This is a genomic window from Desulfovibrio diazotrophicus, assembly GCF_902498985.2.
In the GTDB taxonomy this organism is placed as follows: domain Bacteria; phylum Desulfobacterota; class Desulfovibrionia; order Desulfovibrionales; family Desulfovibrionaceae; genus Desulfovibrio; species Desulfovibrio legallii.
Genome location: NZ_OX346397.1, coordinates 1,599,744 through 1,621,035 on the forward strand (window position 1 = coordinate 1,599,744; position 21,292 = coordinate 1,621,035).

12 protein-coding genes are annotated in these 21,292 nt (G+C 63.0%); 4 read left to right on the plus strand and 8 right to left on the minus strand.

Annotation, left to right across the window (positions count from 1 at the left end):
- Positions 1 to 129 precede the first annotated feature (129 nt).
- Positions 130 to 2,418 carry a ferrous iron transport protein B gene (feoB, locus tag J7I12_RS06960; RefSeq protein ID WP_130957762.1) on the plus strand — a complete coding sequence of 763 codons (2,289 nt, stop codon included), beginning with the start codon at positions 130 to 132 and terminating at the stop codon, positions 2,416 to 2,418.
- A 29-nt stretch (positions 2,419 to 2,447) separates the two neighbouring features.
- On the plus strand, positions 2,448 to 3,776 hold the full coding sequence (locus J7I12_RS06965) for a GGDEF domain-containing protein (protein WP_302413397.1): 1,329 nt from the start codon (positions 2,448 to 2,450) through the stop codon (positions 3,774 to 3,776).
- A 346-nt stretch (positions 3,777 to 4,122) separates the two neighbouring features.
- On the opposite strand, the gene J7I12_RS06970 is transcribed toward J7I12_RS06965, so the two are convergent.
- The 8 genes from J7I12_RS06970 to J7I12_RS07005 all read right to left on the minus strand — a co-directional run bounded on the left by J7I12_RS06970 (position 4,123) and on the right by J7I12_RS07005 (position 18,560).
- Entirely contained in the window at positions 4,123 to 4,359 is a 237-nt protein-coding gene (locus J7I12_RS06970) for a FeoA family protein (protein ID WP_118229668.1), read from the minus strand.
- Between the two features lie 378 nt (positions 4,360 to 4,737).
- On the minus strand, positions 4,738 to 5,001 hold the full coding sequence (locus tag J7I12_RS06975) for a hypothetical protein (protein WP_118229661.1): 264 nt from the start codon (positions 4,999 to 5,001) through the stop codon (positions 4,738 to 4,740).
- Between the two features lie 117 nt (positions 5,002 to 5,118).
- Positions 5,119 to 5,739, minus strand: coding sequence for a molybdenum cofactor guanylyltransferase (gene mobA, locus J7I12_RS06980; RefSeq protein ID WP_302413398.1), 621 nt, complete (start codon positions 5,737 to 5,739; stop codon positions 5,119 to 5,121).
- 108 nt (positions 5,740 to 5,847) lie between these two features.
- On the minus strand, positions 5,848 to 6,072 hold the full coding sequence (locus tag J7I12_RS06985; RefSeq protein WP_118229663.1) for a SlyX family protein: 225 nt from the start codon (positions 6,070 to 6,072) through the stop codon (positions 5,848 to 5,850).
- A gap of 1 nt (position 6,073) precedes the next feature.
- Complete coding sequence (locus tag J7I12_RS06990; protein ID WP_302548754.1) at positions 6,074 to 6,490, minus strand: EF-hand domain-containing protein; 417 nt, start codon at positions 6,488 to 6,490, stop codon at positions 6,074 to 6,076.
- Between the two features lie 48 nt (positions 6,491 to 6,538).
- Positions 6,539 to 6,928: a hypothetical protein gene (locus J7I12_RS06995; RefSeq protein WP_118229665.1), complete on the minus strand. Its 390-nt coding sequence runs from the start codon at positions 6,926 to 6,928 to the stop codon at positions 6,539 to 6,541.
- A 155-nt stretch (positions 6,929 to 7,083) separates the two neighbouring features.
- The gene (locus tag J7I12_RS07000) at positions 7,084 to 8,613 is read right to left on the minus strand and encodes an outer membrane homotrimeric porin (protein ID WP_270229172.1); all 1,530 of its coding nucleotides are present in this window, start codon (positions 8,611 to 8,613) and stop codon (positions 7,084 to 7,086) included.
- Between the two features lie 233 nt (positions 8,614 to 8,846).
- The gene (locus tag J7I12_RS07005) at positions 8,847 to 18,560 is read right to left on the minus strand and encodes a VCBS domain-containing protein (RefSeq protein ID WP_498793445.1); all 9,714 of its coding nucleotides are present in this window, start codon (positions 18,558 to 18,560) and stop codon (positions 8,847 to 8,849) included.
- A 416-nt stretch (positions 18,561 to 18,976) separates the two neighbouring features.
- Between J7I12_RS07005 and J7I12_RS07010 the strand changes: the two genes are divergently transcribed.
- Both J7I12_RS07010 and J7I12_RS07015 read left to right on the plus strand, forming a co-directional pair.
- Complete coding sequence (locus tag J7I12_RS07010) at positions 18,977 to 19,492, plus strand: YceI family protein (RefSeq protein ID WP_288908277.1); 516 nt, start codon at positions 18,977 to 18,979, stop codon at positions 19,490 to 19,492.
- 234 nt (positions 19,493 to 19,726) lie between these two features.
- Positions 19,727 to 21,115: a GNAT family N-acetyltransferase gene (locus J7I12_RS07015; RefSeq protein WP_242621159.1), complete on the plus strand. Its 1,389-nt coding sequence runs from the start codon at positions 19,727 to 19,729 to the stop codon at positions 21,113 to 21,115.
- Positions 21,116 to 21,292: the final 177 nt, after the last annotated feature.

The window sequence follows — 21,292 nt, forward strand, 5'->3', positions numbered from 1 at the left end:
TGTTTAAAAACTTAGGGATGTGCTGGGAAACGGCTTGACTTTTTTATTTATTGAAAATAAATTTCATTTTTAAAAATAAACAATGCTGTTTTCCGCCACCCTGAAGGTGACGCCACAGGAGCGCCCTGCATGTCGGAAACTCTTTCCGCCGTCGGCGCGGGTGCTGCGGTCCAGGCCCGCGCCTGCATCGGCGGACTTGTCTATTCTTTGCGTCTGGCCATCGCGGGCAACCCCAACTGCGGCAAGACCACCGTGTTCAACGCTCTTACAGGCGCGCACCAGCATGTGGGCAACTACAGCGGCGTGACCGTGGAAAAAAAGGAAGGCTACATCCGGTATGAAGGGCAGGAGGTCATCCTGGTGGATCTGCCCGGCGCCTACTCCCTCTCCGCTTATTCGCAGGAAGAAATCGTGGCCCGCGACGTGCTGCTGGACGGCACGGTACAGGCCGTCATCAACGTGGTGGACGCCGGCATTCTGGAACGCGGACTGCTGCTCACCGTGCAGCTGCGGGAAATGGGCCTGCCCGTGGTCATTGCCTGCAACATGATGGACGAAGCCGAAGCCGCGGGCATTTGCATTGATTTTTCCCGACTGGAAGCCATGCTGGGGGTGCGCGCGGTGCCCACCGTGGGCACCACGGGCAAAGGCCTGCGCGAGGCCCTGGCCGCCGCCCGGGAGCTGGTCCGGCAAAAAGAGCGGTCCGATGGCCCTGAAGCTCCGCAGCCGGCGGCCCGCGCCTTGTACCTTGGCTACGGCCCCCTGCTGGACCCTGTGCTGGAAGGCATGGAAAAGCGCATCGGCCAAAGCCGGGCCCTGGCCGCCTCGGCCTACGCCCACTGCGCCCCCCGCTGGCTGGCCCTCACCCTGCTGCAGGACGACGCTGCGGCCACCGCCACCGTACGCGCCGCCGACCCCGACGCGGCCGCGGACCTGGCCCGGATGGCCCGTCAGGCGCAGGAAGAGCTGCAGCGCAGCGGCGAAGACGCCGAAAGCCTTATCGCCGACGGGCACAGTCTGTTTGTCCGCCAGACAGCCGCGGCTTGCGTCCGCAAAACCGGCCACCGCCACCGCCTGGGCCTGAGCGACAGGCTGGACCGCATCCTGACCCACGCCGTATGGGGCGTGCCCATCATGCTGGCCGTGCTCTACGCCATGTTTCAGATTACCATCGGGCTCGGCGCCTACCCTCAGGGCTGGCTTGAAGAGGCCTTCTCCCAGCTGGGGGGCGCGGTGAGCGCCGCCCTGCCCGAAGGGCTGCTTGCCTCTTTGCTGGTGGACGGCATCATCGCTGGCGTGGGCGGCGTATTCAGCTTTGTGCCCCTGGTGCTGATCATGTTCGCCCTGGTCGCCATTGTGGAAGACAGCGGCTATATGGCCCGCATGGCCTATATCTCCGACCGGCTGTTCCAATCCTTCGGGCTGCACGGGGCTTCTGTCATGCCCTACATCATCTCCGGCGGCATTGCCGGCGGCTGCGCCATCCCCGGCGTCATGGCCACCCGTACCCTGCGCAGTCCCAAAGAAAAACTGGCCACCATGCTCACCCTGCCCTATATGGCCTGCGGCGCCAAACTGCCCGTCTACCTGCTGCTGGTGGGCGCCTTTTTCCCCAACAAGGCTGCGGACATGATGTTTGCCGTCATCCTTGCCTCCTGGCTGTTCGCCTTTGGCATGGCCTGGCTGCTGCGCAAAACCGTTTTGCGCGGCGAGGCCACCCCCCTGGTTATGGAGATGCCCCCCTACCGCCTGCCCACCCTGCGCGGCATCTGCACCCATTGCTGGGAACGCACCTGGATGTACCTGAAAAAAGCCGGCACCATTCTGGCGCCCATAGCCGTGCTGATCTGGGCGGGCATGACCTTTCCCGCTCTGGACCCACAACACGCCCTGCCCTACGAAAATGAAATAGCCCGGCTTGCCGTGAACCTGGAAAACTCTGCCCTGGATCCCGGCCTACGCCAACAAGATGCGGCGCGCCTGACCAAGGTGCAGGAAGACCTGGACGCGGCGCGCCTGCGCTATTCCTTTGCCGGCAGACTGGGCGCGGGTCTGGAGGGCATTACCGCCTACGCGGGCTTTAACTGGCGCACCGACGTGGCCCTGATCGGCGGCATCGCCGCCAAGGAAGCCATCATCTCCACCCTGGGCACGGCCTACGCCCTGGGCGAGCAAAATCCGGAACAGGCCGTTTCCCTTTCGGAACTGCTGCGCAAAGACCCCTCGTGGAATCAGGGCACGGCCCTGGCGCTGCTGGTCTTTGTCATGCTCTACGCCCCCTGCTTTGTAACCCTGGTGGTCATCCGCCAGGAATCGGGCAGCTGGAAATGGGTAGGCTTCAGCCTTGTGGTCAACACGCTGCTGGCCTTTGTCATGGCCGTGGGCGTGTACCAGGCCTGTCAGCTGGTGCAGCCTTGAAAGCCGGACGCAACGCACAAGCACGGGGCATGGGCATAGACCGCTACCTGCGCCTGCTGCTGATTGGCCTGGCCCTGTTTTTTGCCGCCAGTTTCTTTTATTATATGAATCTGGCGCGCGAAATCAGCGTGGCGGGCACGCGCATCTATGGGGCCTACCTGCCGCTTGTGGCCGGCCTGCAGCAGCAGGAAACCCTGCGCGGGCAATTCTGGCGCGCCCTGGAAGCGACCTTGCGCAGCGGCGACGCCACAGCCCTGAACGCGGCCATGGCAGACATCAACGCCGGCCTCGCCACTGAATCGCCCACGCGCCGCCGCCTCTGGAGCGCGGCCATGCAGGCCGGCCAAAAGCTGGCGGCACTGCGCCGCACGGCCCTGACAGAGCAGGCGGAGGGCCCGGAGCGGGTCCGGCAGATGGAAGACGCGCTGGACGATTTTTTGCTGTCCCTCGGCAAACTGGAACCTGTCGCCTCACCTACGGGGGACATGCGCGCCCAACTGCACCGCACAGCGACCCTGGCCCATGATTTTGAAAACCGCCTGCTGGTGGGTTTTATTCTGCTGGGCACAGGGTTGGCAGGTCTGTTTGGCCTGCTGCATTGGCACCTGGCCCGGCCCTTGCGGGGCATCATGACCTACCTGAATCAACTGGGCACGGGCGTCGGCAGCCAAAAGCCGCCCCCAAGCCGCATTGCGGAGCTGCGCAACATCACGGCCGCGCTGGAAAACCTGGGAACCTACCTTTCCAACGCCACTGTGCGCTCCCAGAAACTGGCCTTTGAACACGACCGTTTTCAAAAAATATCCATCACGGACGCCCTCACCGGCATCTGCAACCGCCGGGCCTTTGACGACCGGCTGCGCCGCTGCTGGATTGAAGCCAGGGCAACCCAAACGCCCCTGGGTCTTATTATGCTGGATGTGGACAAGTTCAAGGCTTACAACGACGGCTACGGCCACCAGGCGGGCGACGTCTGCCTGGTGCGGGTGGCCGCCGCCATGGCCAGAACAGCCCGCGCCACGGACCTGTGCGCCCGCTACGGCGGCGAAGAATTTGCCCTGCTGCTGCCCGGCGCCAACGCGGCCACACTACGGTCCGTGAGCCGCCGCGTGCACGCCGAAGTGGCTGCGGAGGGCCTGCCCCACCCAGCCTCGCCCTGCGGCCCTCACGTTACGGTCAGCATGGGCGCGGCCAGCCTGATTCCTGAGCCGGACGCCCCGGACAACGGCGCGGAGCTGGTGCGCCTGGCGGACGCGGCCCTCTACCAGGCCAAGGAACAAGGCCGCAACGGCACGGTTGTGCACGAGGACGATCCGCCGGAAACCGCCGCGCCGTCGACCATGCCCCGGCAAGCGTAAGCCCCGGCCTGTAGCCCGCTACGACGGCCCAACGCAGAAAGCGCCCCCGCCACGCCGTTGCACACGACGCCCAGGGGCGCTCCCTTGCCGCCGCGAACCCTGCACGGCGCAAAAAATGGCCTTTTCCCATCGGTGGCTACGTTCCGGTCCCGGCCCTTTTCGCCGCGTCCGGCAGGTTCCCCCCTGCCGCCTTGCCGCACCCGCAGCAACGCTGAGCAGCGCAAATAAACAGCGGTATTCTCTTCATCCGTAGCTGGAGCTGCTGTCTTTGCCCATAACTTTCTGCGTTGCAACGGCTGAAGCTGCGTTTACGCCGCCACAGCACTGCAACGTTGCAATGCCCTGGTCAGTCCGCGCGCACCAAAATGGTGCGCGCCTCTTTGCGGCGCAGGGCAATGGTGGCCTCGGCGCAGCGCAAGGCCAGCGGATCGCGCAGGGGCGCATACCCCATAACGGAAACCGTCATGCCGGAGCCCAGACCCATGTCGCGAATGCGCCGGGCCAGTTCGCCGCGGGCTTCAATGCGCACAATACGGGCCTGCTGCCCCACAGAAAGCGCCGTCAAAGGAAAAACCGTTTCCATGCTGTCCCCCGCCAGTGCATAATAAAAAGGAATTTCATTTCCACACAAAAGCGCAAGCGCCGCTTCCCAAATACCTTGTCGGCGCCAAGGCTTGAGCGCCTTCGTGCCTGCGGCTGGCGCGCGCAGGGCGCGCCGGGACAACGCCGCCAAACGCGGCCTGCAGAAAAACCGCGGCACAAAGTACCTCGGCCTTCCAAAGACACCGAAGGCAACGGACTTTGCTGCCCGCAACACAAGACGCAAGCGCCCGCCGCCCGCCGCAACAAAGTTACGGCCAAAGGCAAGAGCACTGCTTTCCGAAGCGGTGGAGCAGCGTTATATAAAAACGCAAGCGAACGCCCAGAAGGACGCTCCCCAAGGAAGAAGAAAACCGTGCGGTTATTCTTCCTCTTCCAGCCAGGAGTCGTCTTCCAGCACTTTATAGCCGCGCACGGTGAGGTAGTTTACGCCGTCCTGCTCTTCCAGCAGGCCGGTAACCTCCACGGGCACGCTCACTTCATCGTCCAGGTCCACACCCGCGCCGCGCGGCACGATGCGGTATTCCACATCGTCCTGCATGACGGCCACACGGGCCTGACGCGCGTCCACCAAACGCGGCACCGCCGCGACATATCCTTTGACGGTAACGGGGCTTTTGTTCATACGCTCTAGCATGACCTTTTAATGCCGGTTTTTCTCGCCTATAGCGCCTTTTATGGCGGGACGCAAGAAAAACCGACGACGGCGCGAACCGGAAAACACAATTTTTTCGCAACGGATTCAGTGACGGAAGGCGGCGGCGGGCAGCATGGCGCGAGCAGCGGCCAGGTCCTGCGGGCTGTTGAGATTGAAAAAAGGGCGGGCGGCCTCCGGCCCGTAAGGGAGGACATGGCGGCAATGGGCGGGAATGCGCCGGTGCAGAGCGCCGCCGGACGCGGATCGGGCGGACAAAAAGGGCAATGCCGCAATTTCGTAAACTGCGGCCAGCGTCTCCAGCCGACCTGTGGCGGCCTGGGCATAGCAGGTCAGCACGGTCTGGGGCGGGGCGGCCTGCCGTGCGTCCAGCAGGGCGGTCAGGGTGGCGGCGTCCATAAAGGGCAGATCGCAGGAAAGGGCCAGGACGGCCGCAAAGCCCGCGTCCCTGGCCCTGGTCAGTGCGGCGGCCACGCCCCCCAGAGGCCCCTGGCCGGACACGGCGTCCCACACGCAATCATACCCAGGGCGGGGGCATTCCGCCCGGCAGGAAACCCAGCAGCACGGCAGCAGCGTGCACAGCAAGGCGTGGGTGCGGGCCAGCAGATCCGGAGCCTGAGGGGTCAGGCGCAGGGCGGCCTTGTCCTGCCCCAGACGGGTGGAAAGCCCCCCGGCCAGCACCACACCGGCCACTGGTCCTTTATTCATGCCCGGTCCTTGCGGCGGGGGCCCCCGCCGCGCGCGCCTGCCCCACGACAGCGCATTTCCGCCCGAACTCTGCCCAACCCCGGCGCGGCGAAAAAAAACGCCCCGCCCCTACCAGCGTTCGGGCATAAAATGGGGCGGCGGGGCGTTTTCCGGCCCCTGCTCCAGTTTGTCGCGCAGCAGACGCACTGCGGCCAGGGCGTCGGCCAGGTCGCGGGCCATCTGGTCCATCTGGCGTTGCTGGTCGGTGAGGGCCACATCCAGGGCGTTGAGGCGTTCTTCCTGAAAAAAAGCCTGCTCTTCCAGGCGGGCCAGGCGTTCTTCCGCGTCAGCCATGTTATTTGCCGGCGGGCGGCGTTACCAGGGGCATGCCGGCGGGGGCGTCGCCGCCCATCATGTTCTGGCTGCCGCCCATCATGCCCTGGCCGCCGCCCATCATGCCCTGGCCGCCGCCCATCATGCCCTGGCCGCCCTTGCCCTGCATCATGCCGGCGGCGTGGTTTTTGACAAAGGCGTCCCATTCGGCGCGGTCAATAACCTTGTCTTTGTTGGTATCAATGGCGGCAAAGGCCTCGTCGCGCATGTTGGGGAAGGCGGCTTTGAACTCCTGCAGGGAAATAACGCCGTTTTTATCCGTATCCATCCGGGTAAAGGTATCTTCTTGGGGCGCGTCGCCGCCAGCTCCGGGGAAGGCCCAGGCGGGCGCGGCACAGAGGGCGAGCAGGGTCAGGCTGCAGGCAAAAAACTGACGCATGGTGCAACTCCTTATAGCGTGGTCAATGATGCTGCTGGAGCGTGGCGCTCAGCAAAAATCCTCGCCTTGACGCGAGATGCGGTCAATGCAGAGGGTGAGGTTGTCCGGATCGCCGGATTTATGGTCGTCCGGGTAGAGCAAGGCGGACATATAGAACACGGAATTGAGCCGCAGGGCCGTACGCGCGCCGGCGGCGAAGTTTTCCAGGGCCAGGGCCAGGTTAAAACGCAGCTCACCGGGCAGCGGGGCCAGCAGGGGTTTGGCGTCTTCGGCCAGGGCGGCCAGACTTTCGGCCTTGCGGTGCATGCCTTGCGTATAGCCGGGCGTGTCGCCCGCATTGAGGCAGGCCAGGGCCGCGGCTTCCAGTTCCATGACAACGTCGTGGCGCTGCCGCAGCCAGACGATGAGCGCTTTCAGGGCGGGAAGGTTGTGGCTCATGGGGCACCTCCTGTGCATGGGCGCAGTATACGGCATGGACCCGGCTCTGTACAGGACGTGGCGCGATCAACGGCGGGGCCCCGCGACCACGCAAAAAGGGGAGCCGAAGCCCCCCTTTGCGGTTCCCGCCGAGCGGGATTGGAATGCCGTGAAACCTAGAAGCTGTAGGCGAAGACCACCTGGGCCTTCCACATGTCCTGCTTCTCAAAGGAAGAGTTGCGGGAGCCGGCCTTCTTCCAGGTGTCGTTGTCCATGCAGTTGACCAGGTAGTCCAACTCCAGGTTCATTTCCAGGTTCTCGTAGATCTTGTAGCTGTTGACCAGGTTGAACTCCACCAGGCCGTCTTCGGTGGTCAGGTAAGGACCATCGTAGTTGCTGGTGCCGTCGTTCCAGTCGTAGGCGTTCTTCATGTACTTGACCATGCTGGTGCTGTTGGTGCCGCCCCAGTAGGCCACGCGGAAGGTGTGGCTGAGGTCTTCAAGGAAGCTCATGTCGCGCAGCTGCAGGCCCAGGCCCCAGGTGCCGGCGTAGCTCAGGTTGTAGTCCTGATTAACCCAGCCCAGGTTGCCGTCGCCCATGAAGGAGGTGAAGTTGCCGGTGGCCACCAGGCTGGGCATACGCTCGGAGCCGTTTTTCACGTTGCCGTCGTCGCCGCTGGCGTACCAGCCGAAGATGCCGGGGGTGCCCCAATCCATCTTGTATTCCACCAGGGCCTTGGCCAGCCAGCCCTGACGCTCGGTGCTGCCGCGCTTGGCGAACACGCCGTTTTTGTAGGCGTCGTAACGGCCCATGCTTTCCACATAGCCGTAGTTCAGGTCCACTTCGATATTCAAGGGATCGAACATGGTCACGGCAAAGGGCAGGCCGGCCCAGAACATGGAGCCGTAGGCCTTGCTGGTTTTGCCGAAGGCTTCACCGGTGGTGGCGGGGTAAGGACGCAGGCTGTAGTTCAGCACGCCATCGCTGGTGCTCCATTTGTCGCCATAGCCGGTAAGGGCGTTCTTGCCGGCCACGCCGTACATGACCCAGGGGGTGGCGTGGAAGCCGTCAAACTTCAAAGGCAGCAGCACGCTGAAGAGGTCGATATTGTCCAGGTAGTTGGCGTGCGAGGTGTCGCCGTTACGATAGTAACGGGGGTCCTTGCCGTCAAAATTGTCGTTGACCGGGCGCGCCCAGAAGGCGGTGAGGCCCACGTTTTCGTTAAACTGGTAGGAAGCCACCACCGCGGCCGCATCCGTATCCATGATGGCGGAACCGCCGGCATAGGTGTTGGGCAGGGCCAGGCCCTGGAGGCCCATGCGGAACTTGAGGTCGGTCTGCGGCACGGCCCAGTCGATGTAGGCGTTCTTCACCTTCACCTGCTTGCCGTCAGCGCCCAGCGCAGCGCCGCTGTCGTTCTGGCCCCAGGTCTGGGTGCCGATTTCAAAGTACACGGTACCGGACAGCGCCTCGGAGGCCACGGCGTCCAACTGCAGGCGCACGCGCTGCTGCGCGTTGAACTGGTCGTTGCTGTCTTGCTTCTGCTTGGGGGCATTGCCGGTACGGGTCTTGTTGATCAGGCTGTCTTCGCCCACGCCGAAGCCCACCAACCACTGGCCCTTGGCTTTGAAATCGATGGCGCTGGCGCTGGTGGCCGCGCCGAACAGCAGGCCGGCGGCCAGAAGGAGCGTACAGATACGTTTCATAGTCCCTTCCTCTCTTGTTTTCCCACAGGGTATAAAAAGTTTGACCTGTCCCATACAGGCTATGGGACCGTTTACCTGCTTTTTATGCCGTTGGCAAGGCTTTTCGTCAAAAAATTTTTACCAGATTTTCACAAAAAGGAAGAAAAGGGCTGAAGCAAAGGACAAAAACGGCCGCCGGGCAAATGCCCGGCGGCCTGGGGTTGCGTCGTTGCTAAAAAGTGGGAAAAACGATTTTAGCTCTGCCCGCCGGACTCGCTCTGCATAAGGAGGATGGCCGTCTGCACCTGCTCCTCCGCATCGTTGCTGCCAGAGCCAGAATGCAGCGTCGTCAGCGTCAGGTCGGCAGTGGCGTTGGTAAAGGTGCCGTCGTGCCCGGCCCCTTGCGTCCACTGCTTGTCCAGGGTGATGGTCTGGTTGCCGTTGTCGTCCTGGCTCACGCTAATGCCCACCTTGGCCAGGTCGGCCATGCTGGTGAGGCTCAGGGTGGCGTCGCCTGGCTCCTTGCCCGCATCGGTAATGGCGGCCTCTACATGGCTCACCTTGCCGGCCTGAAGCAGGCTGTCCACAGTGCTGCTGTCCTTGGTCAGCAGGAAGTCCACGCCCGTGCCGCCGTCCAGCAGCTGATCGGCGGCGTCCGCGTGCAGCAGGTCGTTGCCTGCGCCGCCGTGGAGCTTGTCCGCCCCTGCGCCGCCCACGAGATTGTCGTTGCCGGCGCCGCCTTCAAGGTAGTCATTGCCGGAGCCGCCGTGGAGGTAGTCATGGCCGTCCTGGCCGTAGAGGCTGTCATTGCCGCTGCCGCCGAAGATGAGGTCGTCGCCCGTGCCGCCGTCCAGGTAGTCGTCGCCGCCCAGACCAAACAGGGCATCGTCGCCTGTGCCGCCAAAGAGGCTGTCCTTGCCGTCGGCGGCGTTTTCAAGGTGCTGCTCGGTCCAGCCGGCCAGACTGTCCAGCCCCTGCGCGTCCAGCGTGTGCAGGGCTGCGGCAAGGTCGTCCGTGTTCGGGTCGGCCGGGTTCTGGGTGGAGACGCTTAGGTGCCCGGCCAGGCTGCTTAGCCCGTCCTGCGAACCGTCGCCCAGCAGCACGTCGTTGCCGTGCTGGCCGAAGAGCAGGTCGTTGCCGCCCTCGCCCAGGAGGGCATCGTTACCGCCCTGACCGGGCAGCGAATCCAGCGCGTCAGCCAAGGCTTGCGGGTCGGCCTGGGCGTACGCAAGAATGTCCGCCGGAGTCAGGGCCTCGGCCGTACTCTCCAACTGTGCGGCAGCCAAGCCCGCTAGGTCGGCATGGTCGCCCAAAAGGAGGTCGTTGCCCGCGCCGCCCAGCAGCGTGTCGTGGCCGGTTCCCCCAGCCGTGGCGTCGCCCTGCAGAATATCCGCCGTAGCTGCGCCCTGCAGAACGCCTGCGTTATCTGTGCCTTCCTGTGCGGCCACCACATTGTAGGTGACCGTGGCCGGTTCGGAAATATGGCCCGCGCCGTCGCGCACCGTGTAGGTGAACTGCGCCGAGGCCGCTTCCGCGCCGGACGTGGGCTGCAGGTGTACGGAAAGGCCGTCCACACTTACTGCGCTTGCGGCATTGCCGGTGCCGGACAGTAACCCGCCGTCCTCACTGAAGGAATATCCGTCCGCCGGAGTTATGCCATTGGCCGTGATGTAGCCGACAATGTTGCCATTGGCATCCTGCAGCGTGGCCGTGAAGGCCGCAGCCGTGTCCGCCGTAAGGTGCAGGGAATCCACATTAAGGTGGACGTCGTGGGTAGTTGCGTTGCCGTCGCCGTCATCATCGTTGGTCAACAGGTCGGCCAGGTGGACGGTGTAGGACGCGGCAGCCACTTCGCCCGTGTCGCCGCCGACGGTGGTTATGGAGAAGGAAACAGAATCGCCCTTGGCGTAAACGGCAAGAGCGCCCTTAACGGTCAGATCCTTCCCCACTGCAACAACGCCCTGATAGTCATATGGGAAAACACCTTGCCTTTGACCGTAGATGGCCACAGCACCATCCACCACCGCACTGCCGCCGATGTAGACCAGATGGGCATTGGAGGTCAGAGACCCTGAAACATGCATATTCCCTGTTACAATCAGGTTGCAGTTGAGGGTTACGGCGCCCCTATCGGTAAAGTCGCCGTCAATAATGACAGTTTTCCCGGCCACGTTATAGCCAGCCAGATCGGCGAAGGAGGCATCTCTGCCTATCTTAATGACATCATCACCGTTACCAACGGCGCCTTGCAGTTGGGCAATGGAAACGGTGTTGCCCTTTGCGTCTGTAAAAATGCCATCCGTTGCGGCGTGATTGGTATACAGCCTCGCAGCGGAACCATTGATTGTGGCTGTGCCACCCACCACCAGCCCGGCGTTGGCTGTGGCCGTAACGGAGAGGCTTTCCGGCCCGCCGGTCTCGCCGGGATTGTCGCCGGTCGCGGGCGCATCCGCATAGTACACATCGTCCACGGCCACGGGCGCGGAAACGTTGAGGCCCAGGCTGCTGCCCGCCACAGCGGTGGCGGCCGTATCGCCGTCGCCGTCCGTGACCACAAAATTGAGCAGATTCTGGCCTTCGACAAGCTGGAAAGGCTGCGTTTGGGTGACCTTCCACTGGGCTGTGCCGTCAGTGTCCACATCGTTCAGGGTGGCGGTAAAATAGGTGGTGCCGTCTACTGTGCCGGTAAGGGTTTGGCCGTCATCCGTAGTGGCGAGGGTCATTGCTTTGCCGTCGGCCAGGGTGACGCTGGTAACGCTCTCGTCAAAAACAATGGAGGTTATGCCGTCCGCACTGACGCCCGTGACGTGCCCGGAAATAGCCGTAACGGTTTCCGCCGGGCTTTCCTGCTGCACGCCGCCAAAGGAAACGCTCTGGATGGTGAAGTCACTGTTGTCTTTTTGGTAGGTGTTATAAGTAATGCCATTGTCGACAGCAGATACCATGACTTTAGTAAAAGTGCTGTCAGGATTGAGAGCTTCAAGCGCTAATACGCTCCCGCCTTTTGCTTCAACCGTTTCACTCTTTATTAATGTAGTGCCATTATAGAAGGAGATTAGGGCTTTTTCCGGCTTGCCGTAAGTATCCGAGGAAGCGAAGCCGCCCAGGGTAATGGAAAGCGACGTAGCGCTCTGCCCTTCCGGCAGCTCGAAGACTACGGCTTCTGAAACGCCGGTGCCGTCAGCCTGCTTGGCAAAACAGATTTCGCTCAGGCGGCTGTTAGGACCCAGCTTCCCGTCTTCCCATGCAGTTTTGGCAAAGGTATCAATCCCATTCTCCTCAGCAGTCGTATCGACCCCTAGGCCACCCCACCAGGCATCGCTGCTTTTGAGATACAGGTCTCCAGCCGCGGTAAAGCTGCTAACCTTGTTGTCAGCAGCATAAACGACTTGTCCGGTGGAAATGGTCATACCTTCTGGCAGGCTCAGGCTGCCCGTCGCCACAGCGCCAGCAGGGAGACTCAAAAAGTCAAGCGTAATTTCGTCCCCCGCCGTGCCGGCCCCGCTGCCGGTGGTGGTCGTGGTGGTGCTGTCCACCGTGACCGTGGCCGTGGGCGCGTCGTCCTGGATGGCGATGATCAGGGTGTCGGAAACCGCCTGCGTGTTCGTGCCGCTGCCGCGGGCGATGCTGACGGTGATGGATTCCGTGGCGCTGTTCGCGCCTTCCACGTTGTCCACAGCCTTGTTCAACTCGTAGCTGTAGTGCACCGTGCCGCCTGCAATGGACGTGACCGTCAAGGTGCCGTGCTTGGTATGAATGGCGGTACCATCCGTGCCCACCGGGGCGTTGCCGTTGGCGTCCAAAGTAAAGGTCTGCCCCCCGATGGTCAGCGTGCCGCCCTCGCCGTAGGTATTGGCCGTAAACGTGCCCTCGGCGGTGGCGGAGGTTCCCTCCGTATGCTCCGTGCCGCCGGGCAGCAGGGCTTCGTCCACCGTGGGGGCAGATTCGCCCATGCTGAGGCTGGGGGCATCGTAAGCGCCCGTGATAGTCACGCCGATCATGTGGGTACTTTGCAGGCTGGTACCGTCCTCCGTAGCCGTGGCCTGGAAGCTGAAGGAGAGCTTTTCGCCCGCGGCCAGGCTATTGACGTTGCTCGTAATGGTCTGCAGAGCGGCGCTGATGTCGGCGTCCGCGCCGTAGGCTTTCTGCAGGGCCGTGGACAAGTCTCCGCTGTTTTCCGGCGTGCCCTTGGTAAAGGTATAGTGGCCGCTGGCGGTATTGAGGTCCAGCACGCCGTAGTTGGTGACCACGAGCTGGTGGCTGCCCTCATCGCTGTCGCTATCGACAGTTGCAGTTTTAAGAATCTCGATAGATTCGGTGTGCGCAGTAGTCTGTCCGTCAACGGTCTTGCTGACAGCTACCTCCAGAGTCTTGCCGCCGTGCTCGCCCGTGTAGTCCAGCTTGCCCCGCGCCACACCCCAGGAATCCTTGCCGTCGCTGAGCCCGGCCACGCCATAGACGAGGGTATCGCCTTCGGCATCCACGGGGGAAGCTCCGGTATTCTTACCGGGGATAAAATTGGCGGCGGAGGTCGCGCCGTCCTCTTGGAGGGTGACGCTGCTCCAGCCCATGAGCGGGATATCGTTGGCGCCCTGGATGTTGACCGTCACCGGCTGTTCCACGGTGCCGCCCTGGCTGTCCGCCACACTGACGGTAAAGGTCAAGGTTTTGGTTTCCCCTTCGTCCAGGCTGTTGACGGCGGCGGAGGCATTGTCCAGATTAAAGTTATAGTTGTAGGTGACGCTGCCGTCATTGTTGGTTGTGGGCGTAAGCACCAGGTCGCCGTAAGCGGTGTGGTAGGCAGTTGCGCCGTCCGCATTCGTGCCGGTGACAGAGGCGGCTGCATCTGTGCCGTCCGTAAAGGTCAGGCCCGTCACGCTCAGGGCGTCGCCGTCCACATCGTGTACGGTAAAGCTGCCGGAATCCGTGGACGTGCCCTTGGCGTTGTCGCCGTTTCTGCCGTTGGCAAAGTCGGTGCCGATATCGCCGCTCTTGCCCGATTCCGTCAGGCCAAGGGTGACGTCGGCCGTGGACTCCGCCACCGTGGGCGCGTCGTTGGCGCCGTTGATGGTGACGCCGATCAGGTGAGTGCCGGTAAGACCATGGCTGTCTTTGACCGTGGCCTGGAAGCTGAAGGAGAGCTTTTCGCCCTCGGCCAGGGAATCTACATGGCTGGTGATCGTCTTCAGGTAGGCGGCGGCAACGTCCGCGTCGAATCCAGCGTCGGTCAGCGCTGTAGAGAGCGCCGAGCTGTTCAGCGCTGTGCCGCTGATAAAGGTAAACGCGCCACTGGTGGTATTGAGGTCCAGCACGCCGTAGTTGGTGACCACGAGCTGGTGGCTGCCCCCATCGCTGTCGCTATCGGTAACAATCTTAATTATTTCAACAGATTCTGCACGCGATGTGGTCCGCCCGTCAACGGTCTTGCTGATGGACACGCCCAGGGTCTGGCCGCCGTGGTCCACGGCGTTGCCGTTTTCGTCCTTCCAGCCGTTTTCCTGGCCTTTGACCACATCCCAGGAGGCCTTGCCGTCGCTGAGCCCGGCCACACCAAAGGTGACCATGTCGCCGTCTTCGGGGTCAAAGCTGGGCAGGCGCGCGTAAACGGCGTTGCCGTTTTCGTCCTTGCCCATATACTTGTTGAAATGCTGAAGGTTGCCCCCAACGGTCATTGCGGTGGAATCGTTCTCCGTCAGGCCGACCGTCTGCCCGGACATGAGCGGGATATCGTTGGCGCCCTGGATGTTGACCGTCACCGGCTGTTCCACGGCCGCGCCCTGGCTGTCCGTCACCCGGATGGTGAACTCGTAGGAAGGCTTGTCCGCATCCGTCAGGGCATTGGCCGCCGCGTTGAGCGCAAAGCTGTAGGCGTAGGTGACGCTGCCGTCATTATTGGTTGTGGGCGTAAGCACCAGGTCGCCGTACTGGGCGTGGTACACCAGCGTGCCGTCCGTCTGGGTTTCCAGCGTAGCGCTTTCTCCACCCAGCAACAGGCTGACGGTTTGCGTATCGCCCGCATCCACATCCGTGACCGTAAAGCTGCCGTTGGCGCTTTCTACGCCCTTTGTGGCATGGTTGTAAGCATTGGCCCCGTTGTCGTCGCTCCAGCCCGATTCCGTAAGATTCAGAACCCCCGGACCCTCCGTGCTGATGACGGGCGCGTCGTTGGTGCCCCTGATGGTGATGGTCAGGTTGTTGGTGGCCGTGCCGCCGTGGCCGTCGCTCACCGTGTAGCTGAGGGTTTCCGTCAGGGTGTCGTTGACGCCCAGGGCCTGCACCGCAGCCAGATTGTTGTTCAGGGTGTAGGTGTAGGAGCCGTCGGCACTGAGGGTAAAGCTGCCGTACTGACCGGCGGTTCCCGTCTGCGCCACATAGGCCGGGACGTCCGTGCTGTCCACATCCGTGGGCGCGGGCAGCGTGCCGGTGACCTGGGCCATGTCTTCAGCCACGCTCGCCGTGGACGCCGCCACCGTGGGCGCATCGTTGGTGCCCCTGATGGTGATGGTCAGGTTGTTGGTGGCCGTGCCGCCGTGGCCGTCGCTCACCGTGTAGCTGAGGGTTTCCGTCAGGGTGTCGTTGACGCCCAGGGCCTGCACCGCAGCCAGGTCGTTGTCCAGGGTATAGGTGTAGGAGCCGTCGCCATTGAGGGTAAAGCTGCCGTACTGGCCGGCGGTTTCCGTCTGCGCCACATAGGTCGGGGTGTCCGTGCTGTCCACATCCGTGGGCGCGGGCAGCGTGCCGGTGACCTGGGTCGTGTCTTCAGCCACGCTCGCCGTGGACGCCGCCACCGTGGGCGCGTCGTTGGTGCCCCTGATGGTGATGGTCAGGTTGTTGGTAGCCGTGCCGCCGTGGCCGTCGCTCACCGTGTAGCTGAGGGTTTCCGTCAGGGTGTCGTTGACGCCCAGGGCCTGCACCGCAGCCAGATTGTTGTTCAGGGTGTAGGTGTAGGAGCCGTCGGCACTGAGGGTAAAGCTGCCGTACTGACCGGCGGTTCCCGTCTGCGCCACATAGGCCGGGACGTCCGTGCTGTCCACATCCGTGGGCGCGGGCAGCGTGCCGGTGACCTGGGCCGTGTCTTCAGCCACGCTCGCCGTGGCCGCCGCCACCGTGGGCGCATCGTTGGTGCCCGTGATGGTGATGGTCAGGTTGTTGGTAGCCGTGCCGCCGTGGCCGTCGCTCACCGTGTAGCTGAGGGTTTCCGTCAGGGTGTCGTTGACGCCCAGGGCCTGCACCGCAGCCAGGTCGTTGTCCAGGGTATAGGTGTAGGAGCCGTCGCCATTGAGGGTAAAACTGCCGTACTGACCGGCGGTTCCCGTCTGCGCCACATAGGTCGGGGCGTCCGTGCTGTCCACATCCGTGGGCGCGGGCAGCGTGCCGGTGACCTGGGCCGTGTCTTCAGCCACGCTCGCCGTGGCCGCCGCCACCGTGGGCGCATCGTTGGTGCCCCTGATGGTGATGGTCAGGTTGTTGGTAGCCGTGCCGCCGTGGCCGTCGCTCACCGTGTAGCTGAGGGTTTCCGTCAGGGTGTCGTTGACGCCCAGGGCCTGCACCGCAGCCAGATTGTTGTTCAGGGTGTAGGTGTAGGAGCCGTCGGCACTGAGGGTAAAGCTGCCGTACTGACCGGCGGTTCCCGTCTGCGCCACATAGGCCGGGACGTCCGTGCTGTCCACATCCGTGGGCGCGGGCAGCGTGCCGGTGACCTGGGCCGTGTCTTCAGCCACGCTCGCCGTGGCCGCCGCCACCGTGGGCGCGTCGTTGGTGCCCCTGATGGTGATGGTCAGGTTGTTGGTAGCCGTGCCGCCGTGGCCGTCGCTCACCGTGTAGCTGAGGGTTTCCGTCAGGGTGTCGTTGACGCCCAGGGCCTGCACCGCAGCCAGGCCGTTGTTCAGGGAGTAGGTGTAGGAGCCGTCGCCATTGAGGGTAAAGCTGCCGTACTGACCGGCGGTTTCCGTCTGCGCCACATAGGTCGGGGTGTCCGTGCTGTCCACATCCGTGGGCGCGGGCAGCGTGCCGGTGACCTGGGTCGTGTCTTCAGCCACGCTCGCCGTGGACGCCGCCACCGTGGGCGCGTCGTTGGTGCCCCTGATGGTGATGGTCAGGTTGTTGGTAGCCGTGCCGCCGTGGCCGTCGCTCACCGTGTAGCTGAGGGTTTCCGTCAGGGTGTCGTTGACGCCCAGGGCCTGCACCGCAGCCAGATTGTTGTTCAGGGTGTAGGTGTAGGAGCCGTCGGCACTGAGGGTAAAGCTGCCGTACTGACCGGCGGTTCCCGTCTGCGCCACATAGGCCGGGACGTCCGTGCTGTCCACATCCGTGGGCGCGGGCAGCGTGCCGGTGACCTGGGCCGTGTCTTCAGCCACGCTCGCCGTGGCCGCCGCCACCGTGGGCGCATCGTTGGCGCCCCTGATGGTGATGGTCAGGTTGTTGGTAGCCGTGCCGCCGTGGCCGTCGCTCACCGTGTAGCTGAGGGTTTCCGTCAGGGTGTCGTTGACGCCCAGGGCCTGCACCGCAGCCAGGCCGTTGTTCAGGGAGTAGGTGTAGGAGCCGTCGCCATTGAGGGTAAAGCTGCCGTACTGACCGGCGGTTTCCGTCTGCGCCACATAGGTCGGGGTGTCCGTGCTGTCCACATCCGTGGGCGCGGGCAGCGTGCCGGTGACCTGGGTCGTGTCTTCAGCCACGCTCGCCGTGGACGCCGCCACCGTGGGCGCGTCGTTGGTGCCCCTGATGGTGATGGTCAGCGTGCCCGTGGCCGTATCGCCGTCATTGTCTGTGTAGGCATAGGTGAAAGTCTGGTCCACCGACTGCCCCGCGCCCAAGGCCGCAGCCTTGTCGCCGCTCACCATAAAGCTGTAGCTGCCGTCGGCATTGAGGCTCACCGTGCCGTAGTCCGACAGTGCTTCCGACGTCCAGGCAAAGTGCGCGCCGTCCGCGCCGGCCACGGCTCCGGTCAGCACATTACCGTCGGCTGTGGGGGCGGTCTTGTCCGTAGCTGTGTCCGCCACACGCGCCGCAATGCTGGGCGCGTCGTCGTCCACGGTAAGCTGCAGGGTGGCCTGGGCGCTGTCGCCGTCACGGTCCATCACCGTCAGGGTCACTTCGTTGGTCAGGCTGTCCGCCCCTTCCGGGTGCGTAAGGGCCTCCTGCAGCGTATAGGTATAGGTCAGCTGGCCGCTGCGCGGATCAAATCCCACGGAGAGCGTGCCGCCGGGCACGTCCACAGAATCCGCCACCAGCCGGCCTCCGGTCCAGACCGTAACATTGTTGACAACAATGCGGCCCACACCGTCGGGCGCGGCCACGCGCAGGCCGCCGACAGCGGCAGCCTCTTGCGCATTACCGCCGCTGACCAGACCGGCCTCGCGCACTTCCAGGGTCTGCACCACGGGCCCAGGGCCGCCGTGACCAGGGCCAGGGCCGCCCTGCTGCTCCAGCACCTCCAGGCGTACGCCGTGGTCGGGCGGCGGAGGGGGGGGCACGGCCCCCGGCCCCCCCTTGGGCGTGGGCGAAGGCGTGCCGGGGATGGCCGAACCGCCATCGCTGAAGCCGCGCTGGCCTCCGCCAGTTTCACCAAAACGGTTACTACTGAAATTGAGGCCCCCAAGGGTTTTCAAGCCCTCCAACAGGGTGAGAGACGCGTCATTAAATTCCAGCGCATCAAGTCCGCCCGTGTGGGGGGCATTCAAAAAACCCGCCGCAGGCATAAGATCCGGATTATTAAGGGCGGCAAAAAAGGCCTCGCCGGAGATCGCCACGCCGTCCACGGCAAATTCGGGCAAATGGTCGGCAGGCAGGTCATAAAAGCCCACCAGCACCACCGTGCCCCCGTCGGGGAAGGAAAAAACAAGATCCTCCCCCTGGCGGGCAATGGTGGCGTCCTGCGGTACGAAATCCAGAGCCAGACGCCCCTCGGCCGTGGGGGTGATCTCCACACGTTGTCCAGCCTGAGGGCGAAAAATTTTTATCTCACTCATGATGGCGCCTCATAGCGATCTTGACGTTTTCTCGGTATATAGTGGGCGATGCCGCTTTTCTGACGCAAAAAAGTCCCCTGCCGCGCCGGGGCGGTACGGGACTTTTATCAATGCAAAATATGGGCCAAAGCGTTTCAGACAACAGGCAAAAGGGCACGGCGTCCTCCAAAGTCCATACAATAAGAGCAACTTATGCCAAAACGTGACATAAGCCCGCCTCTTTGTACGCACCGGCGAATCTGTGCCGTGCCCTTTCTCTCGATCATGGAAAGAAGGCTACAAAGTAAGTTTGTTTCCTGAAAAGTATTATTCTATAGTCAGGAAGTCAAGGGCTGCGGGGCATTTTTTTCCGCAAAAGGGCGCAGGCTTTGACGGGCGCGCCAAGCGTGGCTATAGTACATAAAAGGAGGTTCCTCATGAGCACATGGAAAAACGACCCCGCCCATTCCCGGCTCGGCTTTGTGGCTCGGCACCTCGCCATCACCGACATTTACGGCCGCTTTGCCGACGCGAGCCTGACGGTGGAAACAACCAAACCGGACCTGACGGACGCCGTGTTTACCCTCACGGCGCAGACCGCCGATATTGATACCCGCGTCCCCCCCAGGGACGAACACCTGCGCAGCGCGGATTTCTTTGGCGTGGCGCAGTTTCCCGAACTGCGCTTCACCAGCTCCGTGGTGCATCTGGGGCCCGACCGCACAGGCACGCTCACGGGCACCTTGAGCCTGCACGGCGTATCCAAAGAAGTAACCTTCAACCTCTGCGTAAGCGAACAGGTAACCAACCCCATGAACCAAAAGCCCACCCTCTCCTTTCAGGTCAGCGGCGCCGTCAAACGCAGCGACTTCGGCGTGGGGCCGGGCATCCCCGTGTCCATTGTGGGCGACGTAATCCGCGTGGTGGCGGATATGGAGTGCGCCCCGGCTTAAAGCCCTTACCCCTTTAAACACGCATACGCGGACGCCCACCGCAAAAACGCAGGCAAGCGTTGTGCGGAGCAAGGCCGGGGTGGGCGTCCTGCTTTTGCGTCTGTGCGCCCGCAAGGGCAGCCCGCCAAAGACGCCAGAGCCCGCTGGCGGAAAGCGCCAAGACGGCCCGACGCCCCTTGCGCAAAGCGACGCGAAGGGGTACAGGCCACCCATAATCCTTACGGATGGAGCGGAATGCGTATCCTCCACAAGCAGCAGCACTTGTCCCCTCTGGAAGGCCCGCGCCTGGAGCCGCACCCCTTTCACGCCGCCGGCGCGCCGCCGGACGAGCGCGACGGCGCACCCCTGGTGCCCGTAGGCCGACCCGAGCGCGGCGACCGCCCGGTTGCCGCGCCGCACCCTTCCGTACCCCACGGCGAGGCCTTTGAATTTCGCCAGCTGGGCGAAGAAGACTTTGAAGAGTTTGAAGCCCTGCTGCGCTACGCCTTTCAGGTCAGCACATCCGAAATGGCCCGCATCGGCTGGTCAGACAAGGAGATGAAGCAGTCCAAACTGCCCATTTTCGAGGCCTCGCACGTCATGGGCTGGTTTTACAAAGGGCACCTCGCTTCCCAGATCGTCATCTACCCCATGGAAGTGAACATCCACGGCGCCATCTGCAAAATGGGCGGCATTACGGGCGTGGCCACCTACCCGGAATACACGGGCCGGGGGCTCATCCGCACACTCATCACCAAAAGCCTGGAGTATATGCGCGACCAGCAGCAGAGCATTTCCTACCTCTGCCCCTACTCCATCCCCCTCTACCGCAAGCACGGCTGGGAAATCATCTCGGACAAGATGACCTTTTCCATCAAAGATACCCAGCTGCCCCACCGCCACCCCGTGGACGGACAGATAGAGCGCGTGGATATTGAAAGCGAAGACCTGCACCGCGTCTACCGCTACTTTGCCCGACAGGAGCACGGCGCGCTCATCCGTGGCGCGCTGGAATGGGAAGAATACTGGCGCTGGGATTCGGACGACGTCATGGCCGCCGTATACTACAGCGCGGACGCCAAGCCTCTGGGCTACGTCATCTACTACATTGAAAACGAAATTTTCAGCATCAAGGAAATGGTCTACCTGAACCAGGAAGCCAAATACGGCATCTGGAACTACATCAGCGCGCATTTTTCCATGATCACAAAGGTAGAAGGCTGCAACTACAGCGGCGAATCCCTGGCTTTTCAGTTTGAAGACAGCGAAATCGACGAAACCATCCAGCCTTACGCCATGGCCCGCATTGTGGACGTGCAGAAATTTGTGGAAGCCTACGCCTTCCAGTTCACGGACCCGCGCCTGGTGCTGGAACTCAACGTGAGCGACCCCATGGCCCCCTGGAACAACGGCATCTTCCGCGTGGCCTGGAACGAAGGCCGCACCCAGTGCGAAAAGGTGGCCGCCTGGAGCACCGGGCACCGCATCTCGCTGGATATCCAGACCCTCACCACCATGCTCATGGGCTACAAGCGCCCCACCTACCTCTACAACAACGACCGCATCGACATGGACTACCATCTGCTCAGAAAGCTGGAGGGACTGATCCCTTCGGACAAGCCCTACTTTTCCGACTACTTTTAGAGCAGTTAGCGAATGAAATGAGCTAACTGCTCTGCAAGGATTTTCTTGAAAATCCTTGCCACAAAATGCGAGAAGGCAGGCTATTGCCTGCCGTAAGCGAGCATTTCAAGTGTTAAATGCTCTAGAGCAAGCTGCAATTGCAGCGCAAAACCAGCAGCCGCAGGTCGGAAGGCGCGC